General features: G+C 72.1%; 23 protein-coding genes and 1 pseudogene. 12 read left to right on the top strand and 12 right to left on the bottom strand.

The window, feature by feature from the left end; translation table 11 throughout:
* Window positions 1–213 precede the first annotated feature (213 nt).
* Together ACI2LY_RS27330 and ACI2LY_RS27325 are read left to right on the top strand one after the other, a co-directional pair.
* A complete protein-coding gene (locus ACI2LY_RS27330) occupies window positions 214–1,827 on the top strand; it encodes a penicillin-binding transpeptidase domain-containing protein (protein ID WP_404709463.1) in 1,614 nt (537 codons plus the stop codon).
* 96 nt (window positions 1,828–1,923) lie between these two features.
* The gene (locus ACI2LY_RS27325; RefSeq protein ID WP_404709462.1) at window positions 1,924–3,585 is read left to right on the top strand and encodes a penicillin-binding transpeptidase domain-containing protein; all 1,662 of its coding nucleotides are present in this window, start codon (window positions 1,924–1,926) and stop codon (window positions 3,583–3,585) included.
* Window positions 3,586–3,615: 30 nt separating this feature from the next.
* Here ACI2LY_RS27325 and ACI2LY_RS27320 read toward each other — a convergent pair whose 3' ends face one another.
* Window positions 3,616–3,957, bottom strand: a complete 342-nt coding sequence (locus ACI2LY_RS27320) for an SsgA family sporulation/cell division regulator (RefSeq protein WP_404709461.1) — start codon at window positions 3,955–3,957, stop codon at window positions 3,616–3,618.
* 155 nt (window positions 3,958–4,112) lie between these two features.
* Between ACI2LY_RS27320 and ACI2LY_RS27315 the strand changes: the two genes are divergently transcribed.
* The 4 genes from ACI2LY_RS27315 (at window position 4,113) to ACI2LY_RS27300 (ending at window position 7,926) form a co-directional block, all read left to right on the top strand.
* On the top strand, window positions 4,113–5,159 hold the full coding sequence (locus tag ACI2LY_RS27315) for an energy-coupling factor ABC transporter permease (protein WP_404709460.1): 1,047 nt from the start codon (window positions 4,113–4,115) through the stop codon (window positions 5,157–5,159).
* A 1-nt stretch (window position 5,160) separates the two neighbouring features.
* Window positions 5,161–5,922, top strand: a complete 762-nt coding sequence (gene cbiQ / locus ACI2LY_RS27310) for a cobalt ECF transporter T component CbiQ (RefSeq protein ID WP_404709459.1) — start codon at window positions 5,161–5,163, stop codon at window positions 5,920–5,922.
* The gene (locus tag ACI2LY_RS27305) at window positions 5,910–6,683 is read left to right on the top strand and encodes an energy-coupling factor ABC transporter ATP-binding protein (RefSeq protein WP_404709458.1); all 774 of its coding nucleotides are present in this window, start codon (window positions 5,910–5,912) and stop codon (window positions 6,681–6,683) included. Before cbiQ ends, ACI2LY_RS27305 begins: the two co-directional genes overlap by 13 nt.
* Before the next feature lie 82 nt (window positions 6,684–6,765).
* Window positions 6,766–7,926 (top strand): serine hydrolase domain-containing protein, encoded by a 1,161-nt coding sequence (locus ACI2LY_RS27300; protein WP_404709572.1) that lies wholly within the window; start codon window positions 6,766–6,768, stop codon window positions 7,924–7,926.
* A 6-nt stretch (window positions 7,927–7,932) separates the two neighbouring features.
* Here the strand turns inward: ACI2LY_RS27300 and ACI2LY_RS27295 are convergent, their stop codons facing one another.
* The 3 genes and pseudogenes from ACI2LY_RS27295 to ACI2LY_RS27285 form a co-directional block, all read right to left on the bottom strand.
* Window positions 7,933–8,208, bottom strand: coding sequence for a dsRBD fold-containing protein (locus ACI2LY_RS27295; RefSeq protein WP_389004942.1), 276 nt, complete (start codon window positions 8,206–8,208; stop codon window positions 7,933–7,935).
* An 81-nt stretch (window positions 8,209–8,289) separates the two neighbouring features.
* Window positions 8,290–9,195 (bottom strand): annotated as a pseudogene (locus ACI2LY_RS27290) (NAD(P)-dependent oxidoreductase); the annotation flags it as partial.
* A 94-nt stretch (window positions 9,196–9,289) separates the two neighbouring features.
* Window positions 9,290–10,411 carry an FAD-dependent oxidoreductase gene (locus ACI2LY_RS27285; RefSeq protein ID WP_404709457.1) on the bottom strand — a complete coding sequence of 374 codons (1,122 nt, stop codon included), beginning with the start codon at window positions 10,409–10,411 and terminating at the stop codon, window positions 9,290–9,292.
* Between the two features lie 187 nt (window positions 10,412–10,598).
* On the opposite strand from ACI2LY_RS27285, the gene ACI2LY_RS27280 reads away from it, so the two are divergent.
* The gene (locus ACI2LY_RS27280) at window positions 10,599–10,964 is read left to right on the top strand and encodes a hypothetical protein (RefSeq protein ID WP_404709456.1); all 366 of its coding nucleotides are present in this window, start codon (window positions 10,599–10,601) and stop codon (window positions 10,962–10,964) included.
* A gap of 22 nt (window positions 10,965–10,986) precedes the next feature.
* Here ACI2LY_RS27280 and ACI2LY_RS27275 read toward each other — a convergent pair whose 3' ends face one another.
* Window positions 10,987–11,832 carry an EamA family transporter gene (locus ACI2LY_RS27275; RefSeq protein ID WP_404709455.1) on the bottom strand — a complete coding sequence of 282 codons (846 nt, stop codon included), beginning with the start codon at window positions 11,830–11,832 and terminating at the stop codon, window positions 10,987–10,989.
* Between the two features lie 162 nt (window positions 11,833–11,994).
* Between ACI2LY_RS27275 and ACI2LY_RS27270 the strand changes: the two genes are divergently transcribed.
* Window positions 11,995–12,357: a hypothetical protein gene (locus ACI2LY_RS27270; RefSeq protein ID WP_404709454.1), complete on the top strand. Its 363-nt coding sequence runs from the start codon at window positions 11,995–11,997 to the stop codon at window positions 12,355–12,357.
* Between the two features lie 57 nt (window positions 12,358–12,414).
* On the opposite strand, the gene ACI2LY_RS27265 is transcribed toward ACI2LY_RS27270, so the two are convergent.
* Together ACI2LY_RS27265 and ACI2LY_RS27260 are read right to left on the bottom strand one after the other, a co-directional pair.
* Window positions 12,415–14,619, bottom strand: coding sequence for an MMPL family transporter (locus ACI2LY_RS27265; RefSeq protein WP_404709453.1), 2,205 nt, complete (start codon window positions 14,617–14,619; stop codon window positions 12,415–12,417).
* Between the two features lie 106 nt (window positions 14,620–14,725).
* Window positions 14,726–15,325: a TetR/AcrR family transcriptional regulator gene (locus tag ACI2LY_RS27260; protein ID WP_389004949.1), complete on the bottom strand. Its 600-nt coding sequence runs from the start codon at window positions 15,323–15,325 to the stop codon at window positions 14,726–14,728.
* A gap of 187 nt (window positions 15,326–15,512) precedes the next feature.
* Here ACI2LY_RS27260 and ACI2LY_RS27255 point away from each other — a divergent pair, with 187 nt between their 5' ends.
* Window positions 15,513–18,785, top strand: a complete 3,273-nt coding sequence (locus ACI2LY_RS27255; RefSeq protein ID WP_404709452.1) for a S41 family peptidase — start codon at window positions 15,513–15,515, stop codon at window positions 18,783–18,785.
* 149 nt (window positions 18,786–18,934) lie between these two features.
* Window positions 18,935–21,103 carry an RNA polymerase recycling motor ATPase HelR gene (helR, locus tag ACI2LY_RS27250; protein ID WP_404709571.1) on the top strand — a complete coding sequence of 723 codons (2,169 nt, stop codon included), beginning with the start codon at window positions 18,935–18,937 and terminating at the stop codon, window positions 21,101–21,103.
* A gap of 73 nt (window positions 21,104–21,176) precedes the next feature.
* On the opposite strand, the gene ACI2LY_RS27245 is transcribed toward helR, so the two are convergent.
* The 4 genes from ACI2LY_RS27245 to ACI2LY_RS27230 form a co-directional block, all read right to left on the bottom strand.
* The gene (locus tag ACI2LY_RS27245) at window positions 21,177–21,383 is read right to left on the bottom strand and encodes a hypothetical protein (RefSeq protein WP_404709451.1); all 207 of its coding nucleotides are present in this window, start codon (window positions 21,381–21,383) and stop codon (window positions 21,177–21,179) included.
* Window positions 21,384–21,469: 86 nt separating this feature from the next.
* Window positions 21,470–22,354 carry an SDR family oxidoreductase gene (locus ACI2LY_RS27240; protein ID WP_404709450.1) on the bottom strand — a complete coding sequence of 295 codons (885 nt, stop codon included), beginning with the start codon at window positions 22,352–22,354 and terminating at the stop codon, window positions 21,470–21,472.
* Window positions 22,351–23,238: an alpha/beta fold hydrolase gene (locus ACI2LY_RS27235; RefSeq protein ID WP_404709449.1), complete on the bottom strand. Its 888-nt coding sequence runs from the start codon at window positions 23,236–23,238 to the stop codon at window positions 22,351–22,353. Before ACI2LY_RS27235 ends, ACI2LY_RS27240 begins: the two co-directional genes overlap by 4 nt.
* The gene (locus tag ACI2LY_RS27230) at window positions 23,235–24,749 is read right to left on the bottom strand and encodes a flavin-containing monooxygenase (protein ID WP_404709448.1); all 1,515 of its coding nucleotides are present in this window, start codon (window positions 24,747–24,749) and stop codon (window positions 23,235–23,237) included. The genes ACI2LY_RS27235 and ACI2LY_RS27230 overlap by 4 nt, the downstream gene beginning before the upstream one ends.
* A gap of 184 nt (window positions 24,750–24,933) precedes the next feature.
* Between ACI2LY_RS27230 and ACI2LY_RS27225 the strand changes: the two genes are divergently transcribed.
* Window positions 24,934–25,554, top strand: a complete 621-nt coding sequence (locus ACI2LY_RS27225; RefSeq protein WP_404709570.1) for a MerR family transcriptional regulator — start codon at window positions 24,934–24,936, stop codon at window positions 25,552–25,554.
* Here ACI2LY_RS27225 and ACI2LY_RS27220 read toward each other — a convergent pair.
* The gene (locus ACI2LY_RS27220; protein ID WP_404709447.1) at window positions 25,551–26,354 is read right to left on the bottom strand and encodes an exodeoxyribonuclease III; all 804 of its coding nucleotides are present in this window, start codon (window positions 26,352–26,354) and stop codon (window positions 25,551–25,553) included. The genes ACI2LY_RS27225 and ACI2LY_RS27220 overlap by 4 nt on opposite strands.
* A gap of 68 nt (window positions 26,355–26,422) precedes the next feature.
* Here ACI2LY_RS27220 and ACI2LY_RS27215 point away from each other — a divergent pair, with 68 nt between their 5' ends.
* Window positions 26,423–26,899, top strand: coding sequence for a GNAT family N-acetyltransferase (locus tag ACI2LY_RS27215; RefSeq protein ID WP_404709446.1), 477 nt, complete (start codon window positions 26,423–26,425; stop codon window positions 26,897–26,899).
* Window positions 26,900–26,903 lie beyond the last annotated feature (4 nt).

Genomic DNA, 26,903 nt, shown 5'->3' with positions numbered 1-26,903 from the left:
GGGTGGACAGGCGGGGACGGGGCGGGTCCGGGCGTACGCACGTCGTCCGGGCCCGCCCCTCGCGCGTGCGCCGTTCAACGTCTCCGTTCGGACAAGTATCGGAAACGGCCGCCCCAACTGCCTGTGGAGCACATACAGTTCCGTGCGCACCAGCTTTTGAACACGTTCAGGAACCTGGTGCGCAACGGGGACTTCACGGGGAGGAATCGCCTTATGGGCAAGGGAGTCAGAGTCGCGGTCATCAGCGGCGTGTGCGTGACGGTGCTGGGCGGGGCCGGGTACGGCATGTACAACATCGCCTCCGCGCTGAACACCACCGCGTCCGGCACCAAGGCCGTACCGACCGGGCCGCCCAGCCGCGAGGAGGTCCAGGAGACCACCGCGGACTTCTTCGCCGCCTGGGAGAAGAACGAGCCGGACCGGGCGGCCCGCCTCACCAACTTCCCCCAGGACGCCGAGCCGGTGCTCGCGGCGTACGGCTCGGCCGCGCACATCACCGGCGTGCACATCACCCCCGGCAAGGCGACCGGCGCGACGGTGCCGTTCCGGGTGCGGGCGACGGTGCTGTACGGGGAGCAGACCCGGCCGCTGGACTACGCGAGCAAGCTGACCGTGGTGCGCGGGGTCACCTCGCACCGCCCGCTGGTCGACTGGAACCCCGCGCTGGTGCACCCGAGGCTGGCCAAGGGCGACTCGCTGACCGTCGAGGAGTCCGCGACCCCGCAGATCGACGCCGTGGACCGGAACGGCCAGGTGCTCACCCAGGAGAAGTACCCCTCCCTCGGCCCGGTCCTGGACGAGCTGCGCAAGCGCTACGGCGCCAAGTCCGGCGGGCAGGCGGGCGTCGAGCTGGTGATCCGGCACGAGGGCGACGCGGCGGACACCACGTTGATGACCCTGGTCAAGGGCAAGCCGGGCAAGCTGCGCACCACCCTCAGCGCGAGCGCCCAGGCGGCGGCCGAGGCGGCGGTGACCGACTACACCAACTCCTCCGTGGCGGCCGTCCAGCCCAGCACGGGCGAGATCCTGGCGTTCGCCAACCACCGCGACGACGGCTTCAACGCGGCCTTCCTCGGGGAGCTGGCCCCCGGCTCCACCATGAAGATCATCAGCGCCGCGACCCTCATCGACTCCGGCATCACCTCGGCGAGCGGCCCGGCACCCTGCCCGCCGTCGGCCGTGTGGCAGAGCCAGACCTTCACCAACCTCACCGGCCTGCAGCCCAACGAGAACGCCACCCTCTCCGAGAGCTTCGCCCGCTCCTGCAACACCGCGTTCGTGAAGTTCGCCGACGAGGTGAAGGCGGACTCGCTGGCCACGGAGGCCGCGCAGCGGTTCGGGATCGGGCGCAACGACTGGAAGGTGGGCGTGCCCTCCTTCGACGGCCGGGTGCCCTCCCCGGACGGCCCCGACCGGGCGGCCGGACTGATCGGGCAGGGCCAGGTGCAGATGAGCCCGCTGAACATGGCGTCGGTGACGGCGACCGCGAAGACCGGCGCCTTCCGGCAGCCGGTGATCGTGCCGCTGGGCCTGGACGGCCGCGCGGCCGCCACCGCGCGGGGCCTGGCGCCGGGTACGTCCCAGCAGCTGCGGGCGATGATGAACCGCACCGCGCGCAGCGGCACCGCGGCGGGCGTGATGGCCGGTCTGAGCGGGAACGTCGGCGCGAAGACCGGTTCGGCGGAGGTCGACGGGCAGTCGCGGTCCAACAGCTGGTTCACCGGCTACCGGAACGACATGGCCGCGGCCGCGATGACCGAGGACGGCGGCCACGGCATCGACGCGGCCGGTCCGATTGTCGCAAGAGTGCTACGGAGTGAGGGCTGAGATCAGCCGAGTCCGCGGGGACTCTAGGCTGTTGGGGTCGTTGGGGACGTGTGAGGGCTGCGGGGACCCTGGGGAGAGCGCGGAGGACTTGGGACTGTGGGCAAGAGAAGGCGTGCCACCGGACGGCCGAAGACGAAACCCGCCGTACTCGGCGGTGTGATCGCCCTCGTCGTCGGCGGCGCCGGGTTCGGCCTCTACGCGCTCTACGGCGGGGCGTCCGCCGACGAGGCGTCCACCCTGTCGGACCACAAGAGCGTGAAGACCGGGCCGCCCAGCGCGCTGGAGGTGAAGACGGTCACCGCCCGCTTCCTGACCGCCTGGCAGCAGGGCCGGATCGCGGAGGCGGCCGCCGCCACCGACGACGCCCCGGCCGCCACCGCCCTGCTCACCGGCTACGCCAAGGACGCCCGCCTGAAGGACGTCACCCTCACCCCGGGCACGGCGGCAGGCGCCAAGGTGCCGTTCGCCGTCAAGGCGACGGTCTCCTACCAGGCCGTCAGCAAGCCGCTGGCGTACACCAGTTCCCTCACGGTCGTCCGGCGGGCGAGCGACGGCGTGGCTCTGATCGGCTGGCAGCCCGGTGTCGTGCACCCGGAGCTGAAGGACGGCGACACCCTGGTCACCGGCGAGTCCGGGACCCCGCCGGTCAAGGCGCTGGACCGCACCGGCGCCGAGCTGACGGTGGCCACGTACCCCTCGCTCGGCTCGGTGCTGGACGGGCTGCGGGAGAAGTACGGCAAGACGGCGGGCGGCAAGGCGGGCGTGGAGCTGCGCGTGGTGCGCGGCAAGGCGTCGGAGAAGGCCGGGCTGTCGGACAAGACGCTGGTGGAGCTGAGCGAGGGCACGCCGGGCACGGTGAGGACCACGCTGGACCCGAAGTTCCAGGCGGCGGCCGAGCAGCAGGTGACGAAGCGGAAGCAGGCGTCGGTGGTGGCGCTGCGCGCCTCGACCGGTGAGATCCTCGCCGTCGCCAACAGCGCGCACGGCTTCAACATCGGCTTCCAGGGCTCGCTGGCCCCCGGCTCCACCATGAAGGTGATCACCTCCTCGCTGCTGATCGACAAGGGCCTGGCGGAGGCGGACAAGAAGCACCCCTGCCCAAAGACGTTCGACTTCGGCGGCTGGAAGTTCCACAACGACGACGACTTCGAGATCAAGGACGGCACCTTCAAGGCGAGCTTCGCCCGCTCCTGCAACACGGCTTTCATCAGCCAGGCGAAGAAGCTGAAGAACGACGACCTGACCAAGCAGGCCCAGCAGGTCTTCGGGCTCTCCATGAACAACTGGTCGATCGGCGTGCCCACGCTGGACGGCTCGGTGCCGGTGCAATCGGCGGCGCAGATGGCGGCCTCGCTGATCGGGCAGGGCGGGGTGCGGATGAACCCGCTGAACATGGCGTCGGTGGCGGCGACGGTGAAGACCGGCACCTTCCACCAGCCGTACCTGGTCGCCCCGTCCGTGGACCACCGTCGGCTGGCGACGGCGTCCCGCACGCTGTCCCCGAAGACGCTGGGGCAGCTCCGCGAGCTGATGAACTTCACCGCCGCCTACGGCACGGCGGCCGAGGCGATGTCCGGTCTCGGGCCGGACTACGGCGCCAAGACCGGTTCGGCGGAGGTCGACAACCAGGACAAGCCCAACGGCTGGTTCACCGCCTACCGCGGCGACCTCGCCTCGGCGGGCGTGGTGCAGGCGGGCGGCCACGGCGGCGACACGGCCGGTCCGATCGTCGCGACCCTGCTGAAGCTCGGCGGCTGATCAGCCCCATACGGGTCGGCTCGGTACGGGTCAGCTCCGGACGGGTTCGGCCGTGTAGGTGCGCAGCAGGAACCGGGTCAGCGACTTCATGTCGAACTGGACCACGTCCACGCCCTCCGGGGAGTGGAGCTCCAGGACCGCCTGGACGCGCCCGCACGGCCAGACCCGTACGTCCCCGCTCTCGGCGGGGGCCCGCAGGCCGTCCTCCAGCAGGGTGCGCGAGAAGGTCCACTCGGCGGGGCCGGGCAGGGCCACCTGGACGGAGAGGGGATCGGCGTCGGGGTCGTAGCGCAGCACCACGCGTACCGCGTCGGGGTCGTCCTCGGCGTCCGTGACGATATGGGCGCGCGTGTACTGCTCGACTACGGACATTGGATCGCCCTCTCACGTTCGGTGACCTCCAGGGAGGCCGCAGAGCCGCTTCGTCTCTAATGTCGCATATTTTCCTGTTTGCGCCTCAGGAGCGGAGCTGAGCGAGGCTGTCTCGCTCTTGCAAGGCATTCGCAACAAGCGCCTAAAATCGAAGGGTGCATGTACCTGACGGATTCATAGACGCCCCCACCTCCGCTGTCACCGGGGTGGTCGCCGCAGGCGCCCTCGCGGTGAGCCTGCGCGGCGCCCGCCGTGAACTGGACGAGCGCACGGCACCCCTGGCCGGTCTGGTCGCCGCGTTCATCTTCGCCGTACAGATGCTCAACTTCCCCGTGGCGGCCGGAACAAGCGGCCACCTGCTGGGCGGAGCGCTGGCGGCGATACTCGTCGGCCCCTATACGGCCGTGCTGTGCGTGTCGGTCGTGCTGCTCATGCAGGGCGTGCTGTTCGCGGACGGCGGGCTGACCGCGCTCGGTGTGAACATCACCGACATGGCGATCGTCACGACCGTGGTCGCGTACGCCGTCTTCAAGGGCCTGCTCGCGGTGCTGCCCCGCTCCCGGCGCTCGATCACCGCCGCCTCCTTCGTCGCCGCGCTGCTCTCCGTACCGGCCGCGGCCGTCGTCTTCACGCTGATCTACGCGATCGGCGGCACCACCGACGTGTCCATCGCCAAGGTGGCCACCGCGATGATCGGCGTCCATGTCCTGATCGGCATCGGCGAGGCGGTGATCACCGCGCTCACCGTGGCCGCGGTCGTCGCGGTCCGCCCCGACCTGGTGTACGGCGCCCGCGGACTGCGGCAGAAGCTCCAGCTCCGGGTGAACGGCGAACTGGTCGACGCCCCCGACGCCACCCCGGCCCCGGCCGCCGCCCGCACCTCCCGGCGCACCCTGTGGATCACCGGCCTGGTCACCTCCCTGGTCCTCGCCGGGTTCGTCAGCTTCTACGCCTCCGCCAACCCGGACGGCCTGGAGAAGGTCGCCCACGACAAGGGCATCGACAAGAAGACCGAGCCGCACCACTCCTCGGACTCCCCGCTGGCCGACTACGGCGTCAAGGACGTGGCGAACGCCCGGCTCTCCGGCGGCCTCGCGGGCGTGATCGGCGTCGGCGTCACCGTCGTGGCGGGCACCACGGTGTTCTGGGCGGTGCGCAGGCGCCACCAGCACGACACCTCTCCCGCGAACACGAGCGTCTGACATGGGAGCCGGGCACGCGCACAAGCTCTACCGGCACGGGCACTCCTCCGTGCACCGGCTGCCCCCGCACACCAAGCTGGCGGCCGTCTTCGCCTTCGTCGTGGTGGTGGTCTCCACCCCGCGCGAGGCGATGTGGGCGTTCGGGGTGTACGCGCTGCTGCTGGCCGGTGTCGCGTACCGGGCGCGGGTGCCCGCCGGGTTCCTGCTGAAGCGGCTGCTGATCGAGGTGCCGTTCGTCGCGTTCGCGGTGCTCATGCCGTTCGTCGCGGAGGGCGAGCGGGTGCACGTCCTCGGCCTCTCGCTGAGCGTCAACGGCCTGTGGGGCGCCTGGAACGTGCTGGCCAAGGGCACCCTGGGCGTCGCCGCCTCGGTGCTGCTCGCCGCCACCACCGACCTGCGCGAGCTGCTGCTCGGACTCCAGCGGCTGAAGCTGCCGCCGCTGCTGGTGCAGATCGCCTCCTTCATGATCCGCTACGGCGACGTCATCACCGACGAGATGCGCCGCATGCGGATCGCCCGCGAGTCGCGCGGCTTCGAGGCGCGGGGGGTACGGCAGTGGGGGGTGCTCGCCAAGTCGGCGGGCGCGCTGTTCATCCGCTCCTACGAACGGGGCGAGCGGGTCCATCTGGCCATGGTGAGCCGGGGCTACGCCGGGTCGATGCCGGTCATCGACGAGGTCACCGCCACCCGTGACCAGTGGCTGCGCGCCCTGGCCCTGCCCTGCTCCGCCCTCGTCGTCTGTCTGCTGGGATGGTTCCTGTGAGTACCGCATCGCTGCCGCTGTCGCTGGAGGTCTCCGGCCTCGCCTTCGCCTACCCCGACGGCCACCAGGCCCTGTTCGGCGTCGACTTCACCGTCCCGCGCGGTGAACGGGTCGCGCTGCTCGGGCCGAACGGCGCGGGCAAGACCACGCTCGTGCTGCATCTGAACGGCATCCTGTCCGGCGGCACCGGCACGGTCACCGTGGCCGGACTCCCGGTCGGCAAGCGGCACATGGCCGAGATCCGGCAGAAGGTCGGCATCGTCTTCCAGGACCCCGACGACCAGCTCTTCATGCCGACCGTGCGCGAGGACGTGGCGTTCGGACCGGCGGCGGCCGGGCTGAAGGGGGCCGAACTGGCGGAGCGGGTACGGACCGCGCTGGAGCAGGTCGGCATGGCCGAGTTCGCCGACCGGCCCCCGCACCATCTCTCCTTCGGGCAGCGGCGCCGGGTCGCGGTGGCGACGGTCCTGGCGATGCGGCCGGAGATCCTCGTCCTGGACGAGCCGTCCTCCAACCTGGACCCGGCCTCGCGGCGCGAACTGGCCGACATCCTGCGCTCGTTGGACGTCACGGTCCTCATGGTCACGCACGATCTTCCCTACGCCCTCGAACTGTGCCCGCGCGCGCTGATCCTCAGCGACGGGGTGATCGCCGCCGACGGTCCCACGGGCAAGCTGCTCTCCGACGAGGCGCTGATGCGGGCGCACCGGCTGGAGCTGCCGTTCGGGTTCGACCCGCGCACGGTGGCGCTGGACGCGTAGAGACTCGGTACCGAGGAATCCAAGGGCGTACGGCCGTGTTTCACTCGTGAGCGTGGGCGAGGAAAGGGATGCGGGCGTGGATGTGCGGGTGAACGGCACGGTGGCCGAGGGCTTCGAGCCGGTGGCGGAGGCGTTCGCGGCGAACTTCGCCCGGCTCGGGGAGCGGGGCGCGGCCGTGGCCGTGTACCAGGACGGGCACCGGGTGGTCGACCTGTGGGCGGGCACCCGGGACGTCGATGGTTCCGCCTCCTGGGAGCGGGGCACCGCGCAGATCGTGCGCTCCGCCACCAAGGGCGTCGCCGCCGCCGCGCTCCTGCTGCTGCACCAGCGGGGCCTGCTGGACCTGGACGCCCCGGTGGGCGCGTACTGGCCCGAGTTCAAGGCGGCGGGCAAGGAGCGCGTCCTCGTACGCGACCTGCTCGCCCACCGGGCGGGCGTGCCGGTGCTGGACCGGCCGCTGACCCCCTCGGAGGCGGCCGACCCGGACCTCGGCGCGGCGGCCGTCGCCGCGCAGGCGCCGGTGTGGGAGCCGGGCACGGACCACGGCTACCACGCACAGACGTACAGCTGGCTCACCGGAGAGCTGGTCCGCCGGGTCACCGGGCGCCCGGTCGGCGAGTTCATCGCGTCCGAGATCGCCGCCCCGGCCGGGGCGGAGGTGTGGCTGGGGCTGCCCTCCTCGGAGCAGGCACGCGCGGGCCGGGTGGGCCCGCTGGCGGAGCCCGAGACGGCCGGTGCGCTGAAGGTACGGCCCAAGCGGTCCGTAGCGGACGCTTACGCCGACCCCGCCTCCCTGACCCGCCGCGCCTTCGCCGCGATCACCCCGCTGCCGGACGAGAACGCGCCCGCCTACCGCTCGGCCGCCCTCCCCGCCTCCAACGGCATCGCCACGGCGGACGGCCTGGCCCGCGTGTACGCGTCGCTGATCGGTGAAGTGGACGGCGGTACGCGGCTGTTCACCCCGGAGACGCGGGATCTGGCCCGGGCCGAGGCGTCGGCGGGGCCGGACCGGGTGCTCGTGGTCGGCACCCGGTTCGGCCTCGGCTACATGCTCCACGGCCCGGCGTCCCCGCTGCTCACCCCGGGCTCCTTCGGCCACCCCGGCCGCGGCGGCGCCCTGGCCTTCGCCGACCCCGACTCCGGCATCGCATTCGGTTACGTCACCAACGGCTTCCGCGGTGGAGTGACGGCGGACCCGAGGGCACAGGCGCTGGTGCGGGCGGTACGGAGTGCGCTGGGCTGACCCCGCTCACACGTGGATGGCGTGCGAGATGCGCCCCGAGTCCTCGTCGATCTCCTCGTGCGCCTTGGTCAGCAGGTTCAGGGCCAGTTCGTTCAGGGCGCGGGCGCCCGCGATCTCCTCGCCGACCCTCGGCTGGTTGGCGTCGACCCGGTGCCGGGTGGCGTGCCCGTGCGCCCGTACCTCACTGCCGTCCGGCAGCCGCACCAGTGCCACCGCGCGTGTGTGCTGGTCGTCCTCCTCGAACTCCAGCTCGATGTGCCAACCCACGGAGTTGTGCATCATCCCGACCACCTCCGAAAACCACCGTTTCCCTGCTTCCAGGGTGCGCTCGCCTCCGGCGAAGTTCACATCGGACCGGTGACGTCAGTCCGCCGTCTTCTCCTCGAAGCTCGCGAAGTAGGCCGCCGCCATGTCCTCGCCCCCGTGCCCCTGGGCGGCCGCGCGGGCGAAGCGGTCGGCAGTCGCCTCGGCCAGGTCGAGGCGGACGCCGCCCCGCTCGGCGGCGGCCACGATCAGCCGGGCGTCCTTCTCGGCGGTGGCCACGGCGAAGGAGGCCGGGGTGAGCTTGCCCTCCATCACTAGGGCGGACTTGGCGCGGAGGTAGCCCATGTCCAGCGGGCCGCCCTCGATCAGGTCGAAGAACGAGCGCGGGTCGACGCCAAGGGCCTGGGCGAGCGCCAGCACCTCCCCGGTGGCCGCGGTGATCGCGAGCACCCAGTTGTTGGCGACCAGCTTGAGCCTGCTGGCGCTGCCCTCCGCGCCGTCCTCGCCGGTCCACACGGTGCGGGAGCCGACCGCGTCGAGGACCGGCGCGAGGGTGCTCCGGCCCGCCTCGGGTCCGGCGGCCAGCACGGTGAGCTGGCCGTCCTCGGCGGGCTTGCGGGTGCCGAGCACGGGCGCGTCGTAGAACTCCAGCCCGTGTTCGCGGGCGAACGCGGCGAGGCGGCCGGTGAGTTCGGTACCGGCGGTGGTGCTCTGCACCCACAGCGTGCCGGGGCGCAGCGCGGGCGCGGCCTCGCGCATCACGTCCAGCACGGTGTCGCCGTCGTACAGCATGGTCAGCACCACGTCCGCGCCCTCGACCGCCTCGGCGGGCGTGCCGGTGACCCGGACGCCGTCCTCGGCGAGCGGCTCGGCCTTGGCGCGGGTGCGGTTCCAGGCGCGTACGGGCAGCCCGGCGGCGGCGAGGTTGCGGGCCATCGCGGCGCCCATGATGCCGGTGCCCAGAACGGCGACGGTCGGCCGGTCGGTGGGGGTCATACGGTGGCGCTCCTTCTCATCGGGATGTCGTCCTCGTCGAGGCGTCGTCGATCATGCCCCGCGCCCCCATCCTGCCCGCAAACCCGTCCCGTCCCGCCGTGGCTCAGCGGGCCTGCTCGTCCTGCGTGAAGAAATCGATCAGTTCCTGGGACGTGGGCTTGTGGTGGGCGTCGGCGGCGGCGTCGGCGCTGCGCGGGAACAGGGCTCGCTCGTACGCGGCGAGCGCGGCCTCGGTGTCGCCGGGGTGCGCGGCGAGCGCCTCGCCGAGTTCGGCGGCGTCCAGCATGGCGAGGTTGGCGCCCTCGCCGTTGGGGACGGAGATGTGGGCGGCGTCGCCGAGCAGGGTCACGCCGGGTACGCGATCCCAGCGGTGGCCGATGGGCAGTGTGTAGTGGGGGCGCAGCAGCGGGGCGGTGTCGGACGCGGTGATGAGGGGGGCGAACTCCGGGGCCCAGTCCGCGAACTCGGCCGCGATCCGGGCGGTCGACGCGGCGAGGTCGGTGAAGTCGATGTCCGCGAACCACTCCAGGGGCCGGGCGAGCGTGACGTAGGCGTGGACGGTCTCCCCCTTCTCCCGGTGCGCCCCGATCCACCGCCCGTCCCCGTCCGGGTCGACCGCGCCGAACATCCCGCCGCCGACCATCTTCGCGACGGCCGGGTGCCGGGTCTCGACGTCGAAGAGGTACGTCTCGACGAACGCCTCCCCCGCGTACTCCGGCACCGCGTCGGACAGCAGCGGCCGCACCCGCGACCAGGCGCCGTCCGCGCCGACGAGGAGGTCGGCGGTGACGGAGCCGCCGTCGGCGAAGGTCACCTCGTGGCGCCCGTCGGCCAGGGTCCGGGCACCGCTGACCTTGTGCCCCCAGCGCACGGTCCCCTCGGGCAGCGCGTCCAGCAGCACCTGCCGCAGCTCCCCCCGCTGCACCTCGGGACGGCCGCCGGTACCGTCGTCGGCCTTGTCGAACAGCAGCGTCCCGTCCCGGTGGAAGAACCGCATCGCCTGGCGCCCCTCCAGGATGATGCCCTCGAACTCGTCCATCAGATCAGCCGCCTTGACGGCCAGCTGCCCGTTGTAGTCATGGATGTCAAGCATTCCGCCCTGCATACGCGCGGCCGCCGAAGCCTCCGCCTCGTACACGGTCGACGCCATCCCGCGCACCTGCAACACCCGAGCCAACGTCAGCCCACCGAGCCCGGCACCGATGATCGTGACGTGAGTGGACATGGTTTCTCCTCGCTGAAGACCTCGCGCCGAGCACCCACCCGACGACGCCCCCAACCTCCCAACCCACCCCGACACCCGACCGACACCGCCCCGACAGCCCCGACAGCGGGCCGACAGCGCCGCATCGCGTGGCGGAGCTTGGGGCAGAGATCGTCGCGTTGGGCACGCCGTCACGAGAGGGGTAACCATGTCGGACACCGAGGGCGCACGACTTTTCCGGGAAGCATGGATCGCCGGTGTGCACCGGCACTTCCCCGGTGAGCCCAAGCCCGGTTACGTGGCCCCGTGGGACGAGACCCCGCAGTGGGAGCGGGAGGCGGCGGGGGCGGTGGCCGCTCAGGTGCGGCAGTTCGTGAGCCTCAGTGACGGTGCCCCCGCGCGCCTGACCCGCGAGCAGAAGGGACGGTTCGTCGCCCTCTGCTGGACCGCCCAGATGTACAAGCACTTCACCGACCCCAAGCCCGCCTACGTGGCCGACTGGCCGCAGCTCCCGACCTGGCAGCAGGAGACGGACGCGGACATCTTCGAGGCGGTCGAGAAGTCGGCGGGCTGACCAGGGGCCGCGCCCCCTCGGCTCACCCCGCGTGCAGCATCAACCCGATCCCCACCACCAACAGCCCCGCCGCCGCGATGCGCGGAGCGCCGAAGCGTTCCTTGAAGAAGAGGGCGCCGATGGCCGCGCCGACGATGATCGAGGATTCGCGGAGGGCGGCGACGGGGGCGAGGGGGGCGCGGGTCTGGGCCCAGAGGACGAGGGCGTACGCGGCGACGGAGAGGACCGCGCCGAGGAGGCCGAGGGTGGCGTAGGGCTTGAGCTTGCGGACCATGTCGCCGCGCACCCGGTAGTACATGTACGCGGGGATGAAGATCCCCTGGGCGGCCATCAGCCAGGCGATGTAGCCGAGCGGGGTGTCCGCGTGCCGTACGCCGATGCCGTCGAGGACGGTGTACACGGCGATGGTGAGGCCGGTCGCGACGGCGGCGCCGATGGCCTTCCAGTCGGGCCTGCGCCCCCGCAGCCCCCACAGGCTCACCCCGGTCAGTCCGACGCAGGACACGGCGACCCCGGCCGCCGCCCACCCGCCGGGCACCTCGTGCGCGAACAGGGCCGCCAGGACGGTGACCACCAGCGGCGCGGTACCGCGTGCGATCGGGTACGCCTGCCCGAAGTCCCCTAGCCGGAAGGAGGTCATGAGCAGCGCGTAGTACGCCACATGCACCCCGGCGGAGGTGAGCAGATATGGCCACGCGGGCCCGGCCGGCCAGGGCGCGAACAGTGCCATCACCAGCCCGACGATCAGCCCGCCCCCGGCGATGAGCGTGAACCCCGTCAGCTTGTCGGTGATCTGATGCGCGATGGCGTTCCACCCGGCGTGGGTGAAGGCGGCCAGCAGGACAGCGGCGGTGACGAGCGGCGTCACCGGTCAGGACCAGTCGTCGTCATACCCGGCACGCTAACCGATCACTGTGTGGCCTGTACACGGGGTTTGACCGGGGTCACGCGGCCGTCATCACCCGAACAAACCCGGCCAGTTGCACGGAGTCACTGACCCGAGGCGGGGAACACCCCTAGGCTGCGGAGCATGAATGGGACCGAGGGCGCTCGACTGTTCCGGGAAGCCTGGATCGCCGGGGTCCGCCGCCACTTCCCCGGTGAGCCCGAGCCCGGATTCGTCACCCCGTGGGAGGACGTACCCGAGTGGCAGCGGGAGGTCTCCGGGATCGTCGCGTCGCGCATCACGGGCCTGATGGAACTCAGTGAGGGCAACGCCGCCCGGCTCTCCCGCGAGCAGAAGGGCCGCTTCGTCGCCATCTGCTGGGCCACCGAGGTGAGCGACCAGCTCGACGAACCCGACCCCGCCGAGCTCGCCGAATGGCCCGACCTGCCTCTCTGGCACCGGGAGACGGTCGCGGACATCTTCGAGGCGCTCGAGAAGACGGCGTGACGGCGGACGGCCGGTGAGGCATCTCCTGCCCCACCGGCCGTCCGTCGACACAAACCCTCAAGCGCGGACCAGCTCCCGCTCCCCGTCCGTGTCCGACTCCGTACGAAGGCCCTCGCCCTCGACGTCCACGTTCGGCAGCGCGCGGTCCAGCCACGCCGGGAGCCACCAGGCGCGGCGGCCGAGCAGGGCCAGGACGGCCGGGACGATGGCCATGCGGACGATGAAGGCGTCGAAGAAGACGGCGATGGCCAGGCCGAAGCCGATCATCTTGATCATCGACTCGCTGGAGCCGATGAAGCCGGAGAAGACGGCGATCATGATGACGGCGGCGGCGGTGACGACGCGGGCGCTGTAGCGGAAGCCGGTGACGACCGCCTGGCCCGGGTTCTCCCCGTGGACGTACGCCTCACGCATCCGGGTCACGAGGAACACCTCGTAGTCCATGGCGAGTCCGAAGACCACGCCGACCATGAAGATCGGCATCATCGACATGACCGGGCCAGTCTGCTCGACGTTCATCAGGCCGGACAGCCAGCCCCACTGGAAGACCGCGACGACCGCGCCGAGGGCGGCCAGCACGCTGAGCAGGAAGCCGAGGGCCGCCTTCAGCGGGACCAGGATCGAGCGGAAGACGACGATCAGGAGGAGGAAGGCGAGGCCGACGACCAGCGCGAGGTACGGCAGCAGCGCGTCGTTCAGCTTCTGGGAGACGTCGATGTTCATCGCCGTGGCGCCCGTGACCAGCAGCGTCGCGTCCGTCGCGGAGGCGATCGAGGCGCTCTTGTCCCGGATCGCGTGCACCAGGTCCTCGGTGGTGGCCGAGGACGGCTGGGACTTCGGTACGACGGTGATGATCGCGGTGTCGCCCGCCTTGTTCGGCGCGGGCGGGGTGACCGTGACGATGTCCTTCAGGCCCTTGATCTCGTCGCCGACCTCGGCGAACGCGGCCTTCTTGTCGGCGCTGCCCTTGGCGTCGACCACGACCATCAGCGGGCCGTTGAAGCCGGGGCCGAAGCCGTCGGAGAGCAGGTCGTAGGCGCGGCGCTGGGTGGTGGAGACGGGCTGGGAGCCGTCGTCGGGCAGGCCCAGTTCGAGCGAGGCGGCCGGGACGGCGGCGGCGCCGAGGCCGACCACACCGAGCAGCAGCACGGCGACCGGGCGCCGGACCACGAAACTCGCCCAGCGGGTGCCCATGTTGGGGCGCCCGGACTTCTTCGCCGCGCGTCCCCCGCCGAGCAGCCTGCTCTTCTCGCCCGCGGGCTTGACCGTACGGCCCGCGTAGCCGAGCAGCGCCGGGATCAGGGTGAGCGCGATCAGCACGGCGATGGCGACCGTGCCCGCGGCGGCCACGCCCATCTTGGTCAGCATCGGGATGTTGACGACGGAGAGCCCGACCAGCGCGATGACGACGGTGAGGCCCGCGAACACCACCGCCGAGCCCGCCGTACCCACGGCCCGGCCCGCCGCCTCCTCGCGGTCGCGGCCCTCGGCCAGTTCGGCGCGGTAGCGGGAGACGATGAAGAGGGCGTAGTCGATGCCGACCGCGAGGCCGATCATCGTGGCCAGGGTGGAGGTGGTGGAGCCCAGGTCGAGCGGGTTGGCGAGCGCGGCGATCGTGGAGACGCCGATGCCGACGCCGATGATCGCGGTGAGCAGCGGCAGCCCGGCCGCGATGAGCGAGCCGAAGGTGATGACGAGGACGACGGCCGCGATGGCGATGCCGATGACCTCGCTGGACCCGGTCTCGGGCGCGGTGGTGAGCGCGTCGCCGCCGATCTCGACGGTCAGCCCGGCGTCCCGCGCGTGCCCGGCGCTCTCCTTGAGGGCGTCACGGGAGGCGTCCTCCAGCTCCATCCCGGAGACCTTGTACTTCACCGAGGCGTAGGCGATGGTCCCGTCCCGGCTGACCGCCTTGCCGGTGTACGGGTCGGCGACGGAGGCGACCTCGGAGCCGGAACCCAGCTCCTTGACGGTCTTCTCCACGGCCGCCTTGTTGCCGGGGTCGGTCATCTTCTGGCCCTCGGGGGCCTGGAAGACGACGCGGGCGGTGGCGCCGTCGGCGCTCATGCCGGGGAAGCGCTGTTCCAGCAGGTCGAAGGCGCGCTGTGCCTCGGTGCCGGGGATGGAGAAGGACGAGTTCCCGGCGGGCGGCGCGGACGCGGCGCCCACCCCGGCGAGGGTGAGCAGCGCGACCCACAGCAGGGCGACGAAGTGCCGTCGCCGGAAGGCGAATCGGCCTAGTTTGTACAGGTAGGTGGCCACGAGGGCGTACTCCCGGTCAGGTCGTGACAGGCATCTGGGCAGGGGTGGTCAGCCCGGCGACGTGAGCGGAGACGTCAGGAGGTGGGCTTGCTGGGGAGGGGGTCGGTCAGGTGGTGGGGACGCCGAGGGCGGGGAGGACCACGGCGTCGATGTAGGAGCGCAGGAATTCCTGCGTGGGAGGCTGCTCGTCGATGAGCGCCCGGGTGGCGAACGCGCCGATCATCATGTGCACCACGAAGGGCAGCGCCGGGTTGTCCGGAGCGACCTCGCCCCGGTCCACGGCCCGTGCGACCATCGCGCGCAGCGCGGCCATCTCGGGCTCGATGAGCTGCTCCCGGAAGGCCGCGAGCAGGTCGGGGTTGTTGTGGACGGCCATGGCCAGGCCCCGCATCAGGGCGCTGTTCTGCTCCATGGCGCAGTCGTCCTCGCGGTGCACGACCGCGAGGAAGTCACCGCGCAGCGTGCCGGTGTCCACGTCGGAGATGTGGCCCGGTTTGCCGTGCCGGATGGCGCGGGCGACCAGTTCGGCCTTGCCGCCCCACTGGCGGTAGAGCGTGGCCTTGCTGGAGCGGGTGCGGGCGGCGACGGCGTCCATGGTGAGGGCGTCGTAGCCGACCTCGCGGAGCAGGTCGAGGACCGCTTCGTACAGCTCGGCCGCGCGCTCGGGCGTGATCCTGCTGCGACGCGCGGTGGCGGCATCGGTCATCCGCCTCACCTCTCCCGCTTCGACTGACTTCGACTGACTTCGACTGACACGGCTTCCGTACGGGATGAAGGTACCCCGCCCACCTACGAAACGAAACCGTTTCGTACGGGGTCGGGGCGTGTCCTGCGTCACGGGGTGCCGGGCCGCACGAGTTGCTGTGCCTCCCGTGCCGGAAAAGCATGGATGAGTGAGCTATCTGCGGCTTCCCCACATCAGTGACGATCTGCTGTGCTTCGTGGCCGAGGACGACCTCTGGCTGGCGCCGCTCGACGAACCGGGCCGTCCCTGGCGGCTCACCGCGGACCGCACCAAGGCCGGACACCCCCGTTTCTCGCCCGACGGCAAGCAGATCGCCTTCACGAGCTGGCGCAGCCTGGTGCCCGAGATCCACCTCGTGGACGTGGCAGGCGGGCCCGCGCGGCAGCTGACCCACTGGGGCAGCGCCGACACCCAGGTGTGCGGCTGGACGCCCCCGGACCAGCACGGGAACAGCGACATCCTGGCCGTCGCCTCGCACGGGCAGCCCTTCTCCTACTTCACCTGGGCCCACAAGATCGGCACCGACGGCGGCCCCGGCGGGCGGCTGCCCTGGGGCCCGGTCGGTGACATCCAGGTCGCGGACACGGCCGGTGAGCACCAGACCCTGCTGCTCACCGGCACGCCCCCGCACGAACCGGCGTCCTGGAAGCGGTACCGGGGCGGCGCCATGGGGCGGCTGTGGCTCCAGGGACGGCGGCTGCTGGAGCACATCGACGGCCAGCTCTCCTCCCCGATGTTCGTCGCCGGACGCATCGCCTTCCTCTCCGACCACGAGGGCATCGGCAACCTCTACTCCGTCGCCCCCGACGGCACCGACCTGCGCCGCCACACCGACCACGACGCCTTCTACGCCCGGCACGCCGCGACCGACGGCGAGCGGGTGGTCTATCAGTGCGCCGGTGACATCTGGATCGTGGACGACCTCTCCCCCACCGGCACCCCGCGCAGGCTCGACATCGACCTGGGCGGCTCGGCCCCCGGCCGCCGTCCCTACCAGGTGCCCGCCGCGCACAACGTGGACGGCCTCTCCGTGGACGAGACCGGCCGGGCCAGCGCGGTCACCGTCCGGGGCAGCCTGTACTGGCTCACCCACCGCGACGGCCCCGCCCGCACCATCGCCGACACCCCCGGCGTCCGGGTCCGCCTGCCGGAGATGCTGGGCTCGACCGGCCAGCTCGCCTACGTCACCGACGCCGAGGGCGACGACGCGGTGGCCATCGCCCAGCTCCCCCGCGCCACCGGCGGCCGCGAGCCCCGGCTGCTCGGCGAGGGCAGGCTCGGCCGGGTGCTGGAGCTGGTCTCCGACGCGGAGGGCGAACGGCTGGCGGTCGCCTCGAACGACGGCCGCCTGCTGCTGATCGACGTGGCGGAGGACGAAGAAGGTACGGAGGGCCGCGCGCCCGGCACCGTCACCGAGCTGATCCGCTCCGACAACGGCCCCGTCCGCGACCTCGCCTTCTCCCCCGACGGCGCCTGGCTCACCTGGTCCCACCCCGGCATCGGCCGCTCCCTGCGCCAGATCAAGCTGGCCCGGATCAAGGACCGCATGATCGTCGACGTCACCAACGGCCGCTTCGAGGACGAGAACCCCGTCTTCACCAGCGACGGCCGCTACCTCGCCTTCCTGTCCTGGCGCGGCTTCGACCCGGTGTACGACGTGCACACCGGCGACCTGTCCTTCCCGCTCGGCTGCCGCCCCTACCTGGTCCCGCTGAACTCGGCCACGCCCTCCCCGTTCGCGCTCAACCCCGAGGGCCGTCCGGCGGCGGGCGGGCTCGATCCGCTGGAGGCGGGGTCCGGCGAGGGGAGCACGGTGACCGTGGAGGTGGAGGGGCTGGAGAACCGGGTCACGCCGTTCCCGGTGATGTCCTCCAAGTACTCGGCGCTGCGCCCGGTCGCGGGCGGCGGGCTGGTCTGGCTGCGCTGGCCGATCTCCGGCGCGCTCGGCGAGACCTTCGTCAACCCGGCCGACATCAGCGGCAGGCCCACCCTGGAGCACTTCAACATCAGCAAGGCGAAGAAGTCCGAACTGGTCGGCCACCTCGACTGGTTCGAGGTGAGCGGCGACGGCACCCGGCTGGTCGTGGTGGACGAGGGCGACCTGCGCGCGGTGCCCGCCACCGAGCCCGGCGACAGCGACAGCACGGTCTGGATAGACCTGCGCCGCATCCTGCACGAGGTCGACCCGGCCGCCGAGTGGCGGGGTGCCTACGCCGAGGCCGGGCGGATCATCCGGGACTACTTCTGGGACCCCGGCATGTGCGGCATCGACTGGACCGCGATCCTGGAGCAGTACCGCCCGCTGGTCGAACGGGTCACCTCCCCCGACGAGTTCGCCGACCTGCTGCGCGAAGTCCTCGGCGAGCTGGGCACGTCGCACGCCTACGTCACCCCGGCCCGGCGCAACGAGGGCCCGCCGCACTACCAGCGCCGCCAGGGCCTGCTGGGCGCCAACTTCGTGTGCCGGGACGGTTCCTGGATGGTCGCCCGCATCCTGGACGGCGACTCCTCCGACTCCCGCGCCCGCTCCCCGCTGGCCGGCATGGGCATCCGCGAGGGCTGTGTACTGACCCATGTGAATGGGCGTCCGGTGGACCCGGTGACCGGGCCGTACCCGCTGCTCGCGGGCTCCGGCGGCACCACCGTCGACCTCACCTTCGCCCCGCCGCCGGGCGAGCCGGGCGCCCCCCGCCGGGTCGCCGTGGTCCCGCTGATCGACGAGCGGCCGCTGCGCTACCAGGACTGGGTGGCCAAACGGCGCGAGGTGGTACGGGAGTTGAGCGGCGGCCAGTGCGGCTATCTGCACATCCCCGATCTGGGCGGCTCCGGGTGGGCGCAGTTCAACCGCGACCTGCGGCTCGAGGTGTCCCGGCCCGCGCTGATCGTGGACGTGCGGGGCAACGCGGGCGGCCACATCAGCGAGCTGGTGATAGAGAAGCTGACCCGGACCATCCTCGGCTGGGACCTCACCCGGAACGAGCAGCCGGTGTCGTACGCCTCCAACGCGCCGCGCGGGCCGGTCGTGGCGCTCGCGGACGAGGCGACGTCCTCCGACGGCGACATGATCACCGCCGCGTTCAAGCTGCTCGGTCTCGGCCCGGTGGTCGGGCAGCGCACCTGGGGCGGGGTCGTCGGCATGACCGGGCGGCACCGGCTGGGGGACAACACGGTGATCACGGTGCCGATGAACGCGGCCTGGTTCGACGCGTACGGCTGGTCGGTGGAGAACCAGGGCGTCACCCCCGACCTGGAGGCCCTGCGCACCCCGCTGGACTGGGCCGAGGGCCGCTACGCCCAGCTCGACGACGCGGTGCGGCTCGCGCTGGAGATGCTGGGGACGGCCCCGGCCGCGGTGCCGCCCGACTACAGCGACGTACCGGACCGCTCGCGGCCCAAGCTGCCGCCGCGCGAAGCGGGGTGAGCGCGGGCAGAAAAGGAGCGCAAAAAAAGAGGGCGGGACGTCCCGCCACTCACAACGTATAGCGCAAGGGGGGCCTTGCGGCAAGGCCCCCCTCATGCCGCAGAATCGCTCGCCGAGCCCAGAACCTGCGGAAATGAGTGATCCACTACATGTGTGCGCTGCTGTCCGAGCGTGAGTCCACACCCGAGTCCCGCGCGTTCGAGCTGCCCGACCGGCTCGCCGCGAAGGCCGACCCGGCACTGATCGCCGCCGACGAGCGGCACTTCGCGGACATCGCCGAGAGCCTGGAGCGGACCGTCGCCGAGCTGTCCGCGACCCTGGACGAACTCCGCCGGACACCCGGAGGCGTGGGCCGCGAGGTGCTGGAACGCGACCTGGAGATCCACCGGCTCACCGCCCGGCTGCGCGCCCTGCGGCGCTTCGGGATCGACCTGTGTCTCGGCCACATCGTGCACGAGGGCGATCCCGAGCCGGTCTACATCGGCCGCCTCGGCCTCACCGACGACACCGGCCGCAGGCTGCTGATCGACTGGCGCTCCCCCGCCGCCGAACCCTTCTTCGCCGCGACCCACGCCCACCCGATGGGCCTGGCCAGTCGCCGCCGCTACCGCTGGACGCGCGGCCGGATCAGCGACTACTGGGACGAGGTGTTCACCGCCGACGGGCTGGAGAACCACGCGGCGCTGGACGACCAGTCCGCGTTCATCGCCACCCTGGGCGGCACCCGTTCGGAGCGGATGCGGGACGTGCTGGCCACCATCCAGTCCGACCAGGACGCCATCATCCGGGCCTCCTCGCGCGGCGCCCTCGTGGTGGACGGCGGCCCCGGCACCGGCAAGACCGTCGTCGCCCTGCACCGCTCCGCCTACCTGCTCCACTCCGACCCGCGCCTCGGGCACCGCCGGGGCGGCGTGCTGTTCGTCGGCCCGCACCAGCCGTACCTGAACTACGTCGCCGACGTGCTGCCGAGCCTCGGCGAGGAGGGGGTCCGCACCTGCACCGTGCGGGACCTGGTCACCGAGGGCGCCACGGCGGGCGTCGAGGCCGACCCGGAGGTGGCCCGGCTGAAGACGTCGGCGAAGCTGGTGAAGGGCATCGAGAAGGCGGTCCGCTTCTACGAGACCCCGCCCACCGAGCCCCTGATCATCACCACCCCCTGGGGCGACCTGCACCTGACCGCCGCCGACTGGGCCGAGGCGTTCGAGGCCGCGGAGACGGGCGTACCGCACAACGACGCCCGCGACCTGATCTGGGAGGCGCTCGTCACGATCCTCCAGGACCAGCTGAAGGAAGAGGTCCCGCCCAGGCTGTTCCGCCGGGCGCTCGCCTCCGACAGCGAGCTGACCGGCACCCTCCGGCGCGCCTGGCCGCTGCTGGAGGCCGCCGACGTGGTGGGCGACCTGTGGACGGTCCCGGCCTATCTGCGGATGTGCGCCCCCTGGCTCACCCCCGACGAGGTGCGCCTGCTGCGCCGCGCCGACCCGCAGGCGTGGACGGTGTCCGACCTGCCCCTGCTGGACGCGGCCCGGCAGCGGCTCGGTGACCCCGAGACGTCCCGGAAGAAGCGCCGCCAGGCCGTCACGGTGGCCGTCGAGCGGGAGCGGATGTCCGCCGTCATCGACAGCGTGATCGCGGCCGACCCCGACGGCGAGGGCGCGGTGACCATGCTGCACGGGCAGGACCTCAGGGACAGCCTGGTCGACGAGGGCGCGCTGGCCGCCATCGAGGCGGACGCGCTCGCCGGGCCGTTCGCGCACATCGTGGTGGACGAGGCGCAGGAGCTGACCGACGCCGAGTGGCAGATGCTGCTGCTGCGCTGCCCGTCCCGGAGCTTCACCATCGTGGGCGACCGCGCGCAAGCCCGGCACGGCTTCACCGAGTCGTGGCGGGAGCGGCTCGCGCGGGTCGGCCTCGGCCGGGTGGAGGTGGCCTCGCTGAGCATCAACTACCGCACGCCGGAAGAGGTGATGGCGGAGGCGGAGCCGGTGATCCTCGCCGCCCTCCCGGACGCCAACGTGCCGGTCTCGGTCCGCGCGAACGGCATCCCGGTCACCTACGGCCCGGTGGCGGACCTGGAACCGGTCCTCGACGACTGGCTGGCCGAGAACGCCGAGGGCACCGCCTGCGTCATCGGCGCGCCCGCGTTCGATGAGCGCCCCCGCGTCCGGTCGCTGACCCCGGAGCTGGCGAAGGGGCTGGAGTTCGACCTGGTCGTGCTGGTGGACCCGGGCGCCTTCGGCGAGGGCATCGAGGGCGCGGTGGACCGCTATGTGGCGATGACCCGCGCCACCCAGCGGCTCGTGGTGCTGGGCGCCTGACCGTGCGCCGGGGCGGGGCACCCGGACGTGCCGGGTGCCCCGCCGCGTGGCTGCTTCAGCCGGACCTGCCGCGTCAGGCGGTGTGGTCCGGGTCGAAGCGGTCCTCCGTGTCACGCATGCCGCCCTCGGCGCGGTCGCGCTGGGGCTGGTGGGCGCGCTCCTGGTGGTCGCGCCCCTGCGGGCCGCGCTGACCGGCCTTCTCGCGGGCCTGGCCGGCCTTCTCCCTGGCCTGGTCCTGCATCTTGCGGGACTTCTCCTGGAACTGGTCCTTCATACCCATGTGGGTTCACATCCCTGGTGAGAACGGTTGCGGCCCCGGTGGGGCCTCGACCAGATTCACACGGGCGAACACCCTCCGCATGTCGATCAGTTACGCTGCGTAGCGCGGGCCTGTTCGTCGGCCGCGCCGCCCGCGCCGACCAGCCCCGAGCGCATGCCGGTCAGCCGGTCCGCGTACCGGCGCATCTCGCGCTGTCCGACGGTGCCGATGAGGGCCGGGAGGTAGCCGCGCACGCCCTGCATGCCGCGCAGCCACCACTGCCCGTACACGTGCGGCGACCGGCGCTCGATGCCGTCCACCAGCCGGTCGACGGCCGGGCCCAGCGGGTACGTCTTGTTCGACGGCCAGGGCAGCCGCTGCCTCAACTCCCGCATGACGTCGTCCTGGTCGGCGCCACGCACCATGTCGGTGTCGGTCCAGGACAGGTAGGCGACGCCCACCCGCACGCCCAGGTAGCCGACTTCGCCGCGCAGGCTGTGCGCGTACGCCTCCACGCCGGACTTGGAGGCGCAGTACGCCGTCATCATCGGCGCCGGGGTGATCGCGGCGAGGGAGGCGATCTGGAGCAGATAGCCGCGGCTCTCGGTGAGCACCGGGAGGAAGGCGCGAGCGGTGACGGCCGAGCCGATGAGGTTGACCTCGATCACCCGCCGCCAGGCCACCGGGTCGGAGTCGGCGAACGGACCACCGCTCGCCACACCGGCGTTGGCCACCACGATGTCGACCTTGCCGAACCGCTCCTTCACCTCGGCGGCGACCCGGCCCATCGCCTCATGGTCGGTGACATCGGCGTACCAGTACGCGCTCTCGCCGTACAGCCGCTCGGAGACGGCCTTCAGCTCGTCCTCCTCCAGCCCGACCAGGGCCACCTTGGCGCCGCGCGCGGAGAGTTTGCGGGCGAGCAGCTCGCCGACACCGCGTGCCGCACCGGTGACGACGGCCACCTGTCCTTCGAGACCGACCTTGCTCATGCGCCCTCCTCCAGGCGGACGGGGATGCTCCCCGTGACGTACGTGGTGACGAGTTCCCGTATCCGGCCGGTCACCGCTTCCGGCGCCTCCACCGGGGTCATGTGTCCGACGCCGAACAGCTCGGTGAAACCGGCGCAGTTGGGCAGCTCGGCCACGAGCATGCGAGCGTGCGACGAGGGGGTGAGCCGGTCGGCGGTGCCGTGCAGCACTTCGGTGGGCACGGTCAACTGCCGTACGCCGTGGTCGAGATCGAGCCGGTCCAGCACCCCGCCCCAGGCGTGCCGGGCGGCGCGGGGGCAGGCGTGCACGATCCGGGCGCAGGCGTCGACCAGGTGCGGGGCCGAACCGGGGCCCATGGTCGCGTACTTGAGGATCTTCTTCGCCAGCGGCGTGACCGGTCCGAGCGGCAGGGACGAGCCGAGGATGCGGCCGGTGAGCCAGGTGCGGACGCGTCCGGCGCGCAGCGGCACCACGCGTGCCTCGGCGGTGAGCCGTCCGCTGCCGGTGCTGCACAGCAGCGCGGCGGCCGCGTGCTCCTGGAAGCGGGGGCGGCCCGAGGCGGACATGATCGTCATGCCGCCCATGGAGTGGCCGACGATCAGGGCCCGTTCGCCGGGCGCCAGGGTGGCCGCGAGCACCGCTTCGAGGTCGTCGGCGAGCGCGTCGGTGGAGCAGACCGGGCTGTACGGGCTCAGGCCGTGGCCGCGCTGGTCGTAGGCGATGACCCGGTGGTCGCGGGCCAGCTCCTCGATCTGCGCGGCCCAGAAGGCGGTCGAGCAGGTCCAGCCGTGGGAGAGGACGACCGGGGGCGCGTCCTCGGGGCCGTGCACCTCCACGTGCAGGCGGGCGCCGTTGGTGGAGGCGACCTCCAGGATGCGGCTCATGCGGTGGCCTCGCTCGGGACGGCGGTCGGCTCGGGTGTGGCGGGCTTGCGCAGCACCTCGTACTCGGTGAGGTCGACGCGGCGGGTGGCCTGGCGGAACTCGGTGGTGGTGCCGGGCCAGACGGTGGTGTTGCGCCCGCTGGCGTCCAGGTACCAGCTGGTGCAGCCGCCGGTGTTCCAGACGGTACGCTTCATCCGCTCCTGCACCCGGCGGTTCCAGCGGTCGACGGCGGCGGGGCGGGCGTCGAGCGCGGTGCGGCCACCGAGGGTGTCGAGCTGGCACAGGTAGTCCGCCAGGTAGTTCAGCTGGGACTCGATCATCAGGATCATCGAGGAGTTGCCCAGGCCGGTGTTGGGCCCGATCACGCTCAGCCAGTTCGGGAACCCGGCCGCCGAACCACCGCGCAGCGCCTCCATCCCGCCCTTCCACGCCTCGGCGAGCGTGACGCCCCCGACGCCGACCACGCGCTCGGCGATGGGCATGTCGGTGACATGGAAGCCGGTGCCGAAGACGATCGCGTCGACCTCGGTCTCGGTGCCGTCGGCGGCGACCACGGTGGAGCCCCGGACCTCGGTGACCCCGCTGGCCACCACGTCCACATTCGGCTGGGCGAGCGCCGGGTAGTACGCGCTGGACAGCAGGATGCGCTTGCAGCCGATGCGGTAGTCCGGGGTGAGCTTGGCGCGCAGGGCCGGGTCCTTGATGGCGCGGGCCATGTTGCGCTTGGCGATCTGCTCGACCAGGCCGAGTTCGTCGGGGCGCTTGGTGAACGCCTGCACCTGGAGTTCCCGGATGCCCCAGAGCAGCCCGCGCCGCAGCCGTGCGGTGAAGGGGAGCGCCTGGTGCAGCCTGCGCTCGGCGGTGCCGATGGCCCGGTCCATGCGGGGCATCACCCAGGGCGGGGTGCGCTGGAAGACGGTGAGCTGGGCGACCTCGGGCTGGATCGAGGGGACGATCTGGATCGCGGAGGCGCCGGTGCCGACCATGGCGACGCGCTTGCCGCGCAGGTCGTAGTCGTGGTCCCAGCGGGCGGAGTGGAACACCCGGCCGGGGAACGAGTCCAGCCCCGGGATCGCGGGGATCTTCGGGTCGGACAGCGGGCCGGTGGCGGAGACGACCACGTCGGCGGTGAGGGAGCCGCTCGCGGTCTCGATGTGCCAGCGCAGCTCGCCCTCGTCCCAGGTCATCAGCTTGACCTCGGAGTCGAAGCGCAGGTGCGGGCGGAGACCGAAGTCGTCGGCGACGCGCTCCAGGTAGGCGCGGATGTGCTCCTGCCCGGAGAAGGTGCGCGGCCAGTCGGGGTTGGGGGCGAAGGAGAAGGAGTACAGGTGCGACGGCACGTCGCAGGCGCAGCCGGGATAGCTGTTGTCCCGCCAGGTCCCGCCGACGCTCCCGGCCCGCTCCAGGACGACGAAGTCGGTGATCCCCTCCTGCCGCAGCCGCACGGCGGCCCCCAGTCCGCCGAACCCGGACCCGATCACCGCCACCCGTACATGCTCGTGCTCGGCCATCCCGACGCCTCCACGCATCCTCGGACTCTGCCAGTGAACACTGGCGCAATGGGACTGTAGAGCAGCTCCGTACTGAGCGGTAGGGGGCGCGGGAAGGAAAGTTACCGGCGGTACGCCATAGGCTGCGGGCGTGGCAGAAGACGGCGGACACAGCGACGGGCAGCCCGGCGGGCGCGAGTACCGCATGGAGGAGCTGGCGCACATCGCCGGGATCACCGTGCGCACCCTGCGCTTCTACCGCGAGCGCAGACTGATCCCGCCGCCCCGCCGCGAGGGCCGTATCGCCTGGTACGACGACCATCACCTGGCCCGACTGCGCACCATCGCGGCGCTGCTGGAGCGCGGGCACACCCTGAACGGCATAGCGGAGCTGGCGGAGGCGCTGGACCACGGCCGGGACGTGGCCGACCTGCTGGGCGTCGCCCCGCCCACCGAGGAGGAGCCGGTCCGGCTGACCCCGGAGGAGCTGGCGGCCCGCTTCGAGGGCGACGTCACCCCGGAGAACCTGGCGGCCGCGATGACCCTCGGCTACGTCGGCACCGACGGCGACGAGATCGTGCACATCAGCCGCCGCCTGCTGGACGTCTCCTCGGCGCTGGTCCGCGAGGGCATCCCGCTGGCGGAGGTCCTGACGGCCGCGGCCCGGGTCCGTGAGCACGCGGACGCCCTCGCGGCCCTCTTCGCCGACGTGATCGGCCGCCACGCCCCCGAGGACTCCCTGCAACGCCTGCGCCCGCTGGCCCGCAGCGTGGTGGAGGCGGAACTCTCGCTGGCCCTGGACCGGCGACTGAGCAAGCAGGACTAGCGCTCGTACACCACGGTGACCGGCGCGTGGTCGGACCAGCGCTCGGTGTGGGTGGCCGCGCGCTCGACGTACCCCTTGACCGCCTTCGCGGCGAGGCCCGGGGTGGCCAGGTGGTAGTCGATGCGCCAGCCGGAGTCGTTGTCGAAGGCGCGCCCCCGGTAGGACCACCAGCTGTACGGGCCCTCGACGCCGGGATGCAGGGCGCGGACGACGTCCACGTACCCGCCGTCCTCCGGGGCGAGCACCTGGCTCAGCCACTCCCGCTCCTCGGGCAGGAACCCGGAGTTCTTGGTGTTGCCGCGCCAGTTCTTGAGGTCGGCCTGCTGGTGGGCGATGTTCCAGTCGCCGCAGACCAGCACCTCGCGCCCGTCGGCGGCGGCCCGCTCGCGCAGCCCCTTCAGGTGCCCCAGGAACTCGCCCATGAAGCGGACCTTCTCGTCCTGCCGCTCGGTGCCGACCTCGCCCGAGGGCAGATACAGCGAGGCGATCGTCACACCGGGGAGATCGGCCTCGACATAGCGCCCCGAGCCGTCGAACTCCGCCGAGCCGAAGCCGACGCGGACACGGTCGGGCTCACGGCGCGTATAGAGGGAGACCCCCGCACGGCCCTTGGCGGCGGCGGGCGCGTGCACCACGTGCCAGCCCTCGGGCTGCCGCACCTGCTCAGGGAGCTGCTGCGGCTCCGCGCGCACCTCCTGCAGGCAGACCACGTCCGCTTCAGTCTGGTCCAGCCACTCCACGAAGCCCTTCTTGGCGGCGGCCCGCAGTCCGTTCACATTCACCGAGGTCACAGTCAGCACCCCGGCACGATACCGGCACACTGGTGGAGTCCGACGCCCACTCACCGCATAGAAGTACGATGCCCAGCATGATTATACGCCGCGTTCGCTTCGACCACCCCGATGCCGTGAAGCTCAACGACGAGGTCCAGGCCGAGTACCACGTCCGCTACGGCGACGGCGGCGACGCCACCTCGCTCGACCCGGCCCACTTCGACCCGCCCCGAGGCGCCTACCTGATCGCCTACGACGAGCGGGACCGCCCGGTCGCCACCGGCGGCTGGCGCAGCCAGGACCTGAACGGAGAGGGTAACCAGGACGGCGACGCCGAGCTGAAGCGCATGTTCGTCATCGAGCAGATGCGCGGCCACGGCCTGGCCCGCCGCATCCTCGCGGAACTGGAGGCGGACGCCCGCGCGGCCGGCCGCACCCGCATGGTCCTGGAGACCGGCACCGAACAGCCCGAGGCCATCGCCCTGTACACCTCCAGCGGCTACACCCCGTGCACCAAGTTCGGCTACTACCGCCACCACGAGAACAGCCTCTGCTACGCGAAGCCGCTCTGAACAC

This window comes from Streptomyces sp. NPDC002176 (assembly GCF_044903645.1).
Taxonomy (GTDB): domain Bacteria; phylum Actinomycetota; class Actinomycetes; order Streptomycetales; family Streptomycetaceae; genus Streptomyces.
Note: the sequence above shows the minus strand (reverse complement) of the source record. Positions and strands in the feature narration are given on the sequence as shown.

Coding starts and splice junctions, on each gene's coding strand:
- ACI2LY_RS27260 (WP_389004949.1), bottom strand. CDS start 15,325: ATGACCGATGCCGCCACCGCGCGTCGCAGCAGGATCACGCCCGAGCGC.
- helR (WP_404709571.1), top strand. CDS start 18,935: ATGTGTGCGCTGCTGTCCGAGCGTGAGTCCACACCCGAGTCCCGCGCG.
- ACI2LY_RS27245 (WP_404709451.1), bottom strand. CDS start 21,383: ATGGGTATGAAGGACCAGTTCCAGGAGAAGTCCCGCAAGATGCAGGAC.
- ACI2LY_RS27230 (WP_404709448.1), bottom strand. CDS start 24,749: ATGGCCGAGCACGAGCATGTACGGGTGGCGGTGATCGGGTCCGGGTTC.
- ACI2LY_RS27270 (WP_404709454.1), top strand. CDS start 11,995: ATGAATGGGACCGAGGGCGCTCGACTGTTCCGGGAAGCCTGGATCGCC.
- ACI2LY_RS27285 (WP_404709457.1), bottom strand. CDS start 10,411: ATGTCCACTCACGTCACGATCATCGGTGCCGGGCTCGGTGGGCTGACG.
- ACI2LY_RS27295 (WP_389004942.1), bottom strand. CDS start 8,208: ATGATGCACAACTCCGTGGGTTGGCACATCGAGCTGGAGTTCGAGGAG.
- ACI2LY_RS27215 (WP_404709446.1), top strand. CDS start 26,423: ATGATTATACGCCGCGTTCGCTTCGACCACCCCGATGCCGTGAAGCTC.
- cbiQ (WP_404709459.1), top strand. CDS start 5,161: ATGGGAGCCGGGCACGCGCACAAGCTCTACCGGCACGGGCACTCCTCC.
- ACI2LY_RS27305 (WP_404709458.1), top strand. CDS start 5,910: ATGGTTCCTGTGAGTACCGCATCGCTGCCGCTGTCGCTGGAGGTCTCC.
- ACI2LY_RS27280 (WP_404709456.1), top strand. CDS start 10,599: ATGTCGGACACCGAGGGCGCACGACTTTTCCGGGAAGCATGGATCGCC.
- ACI2LY_RS27240 (WP_404709450.1), bottom strand. CDS start 22,354: ATGAGCAAGGTCGGTCTCGAAGGACAGGTGGCCGTCGTCACCGGTGCG.
- ACI2LY_RS27320 (WP_404709461.1), bottom strand. CDS start 3,957: ATGTCCGTAGTCGAGCAGTACACGCGCGCCCATATCGTCACGGACGCC.
- ACI2LY_RS27235 (WP_404709449.1), bottom strand. CDS start 23,238: ATGAGCCGCATCCTGGAGGTCGCCTCCACCAACGGCGCCCGCCTGCAC.
- ACI2LY_RS27330 (WP_404709463.1), top strand. CDS start 214: ATGGGCAAGGGAGTCAGAGTCGCGGTCATCAGCGGCGTGTGCGTGACG.
- ACI2LY_RS27225 (WP_404709570.1), top strand. CDS start 24,934: ATGGAGGAGCTGGCGCACATCGCCGGGATCACCGTGCGCACCCTGCGC.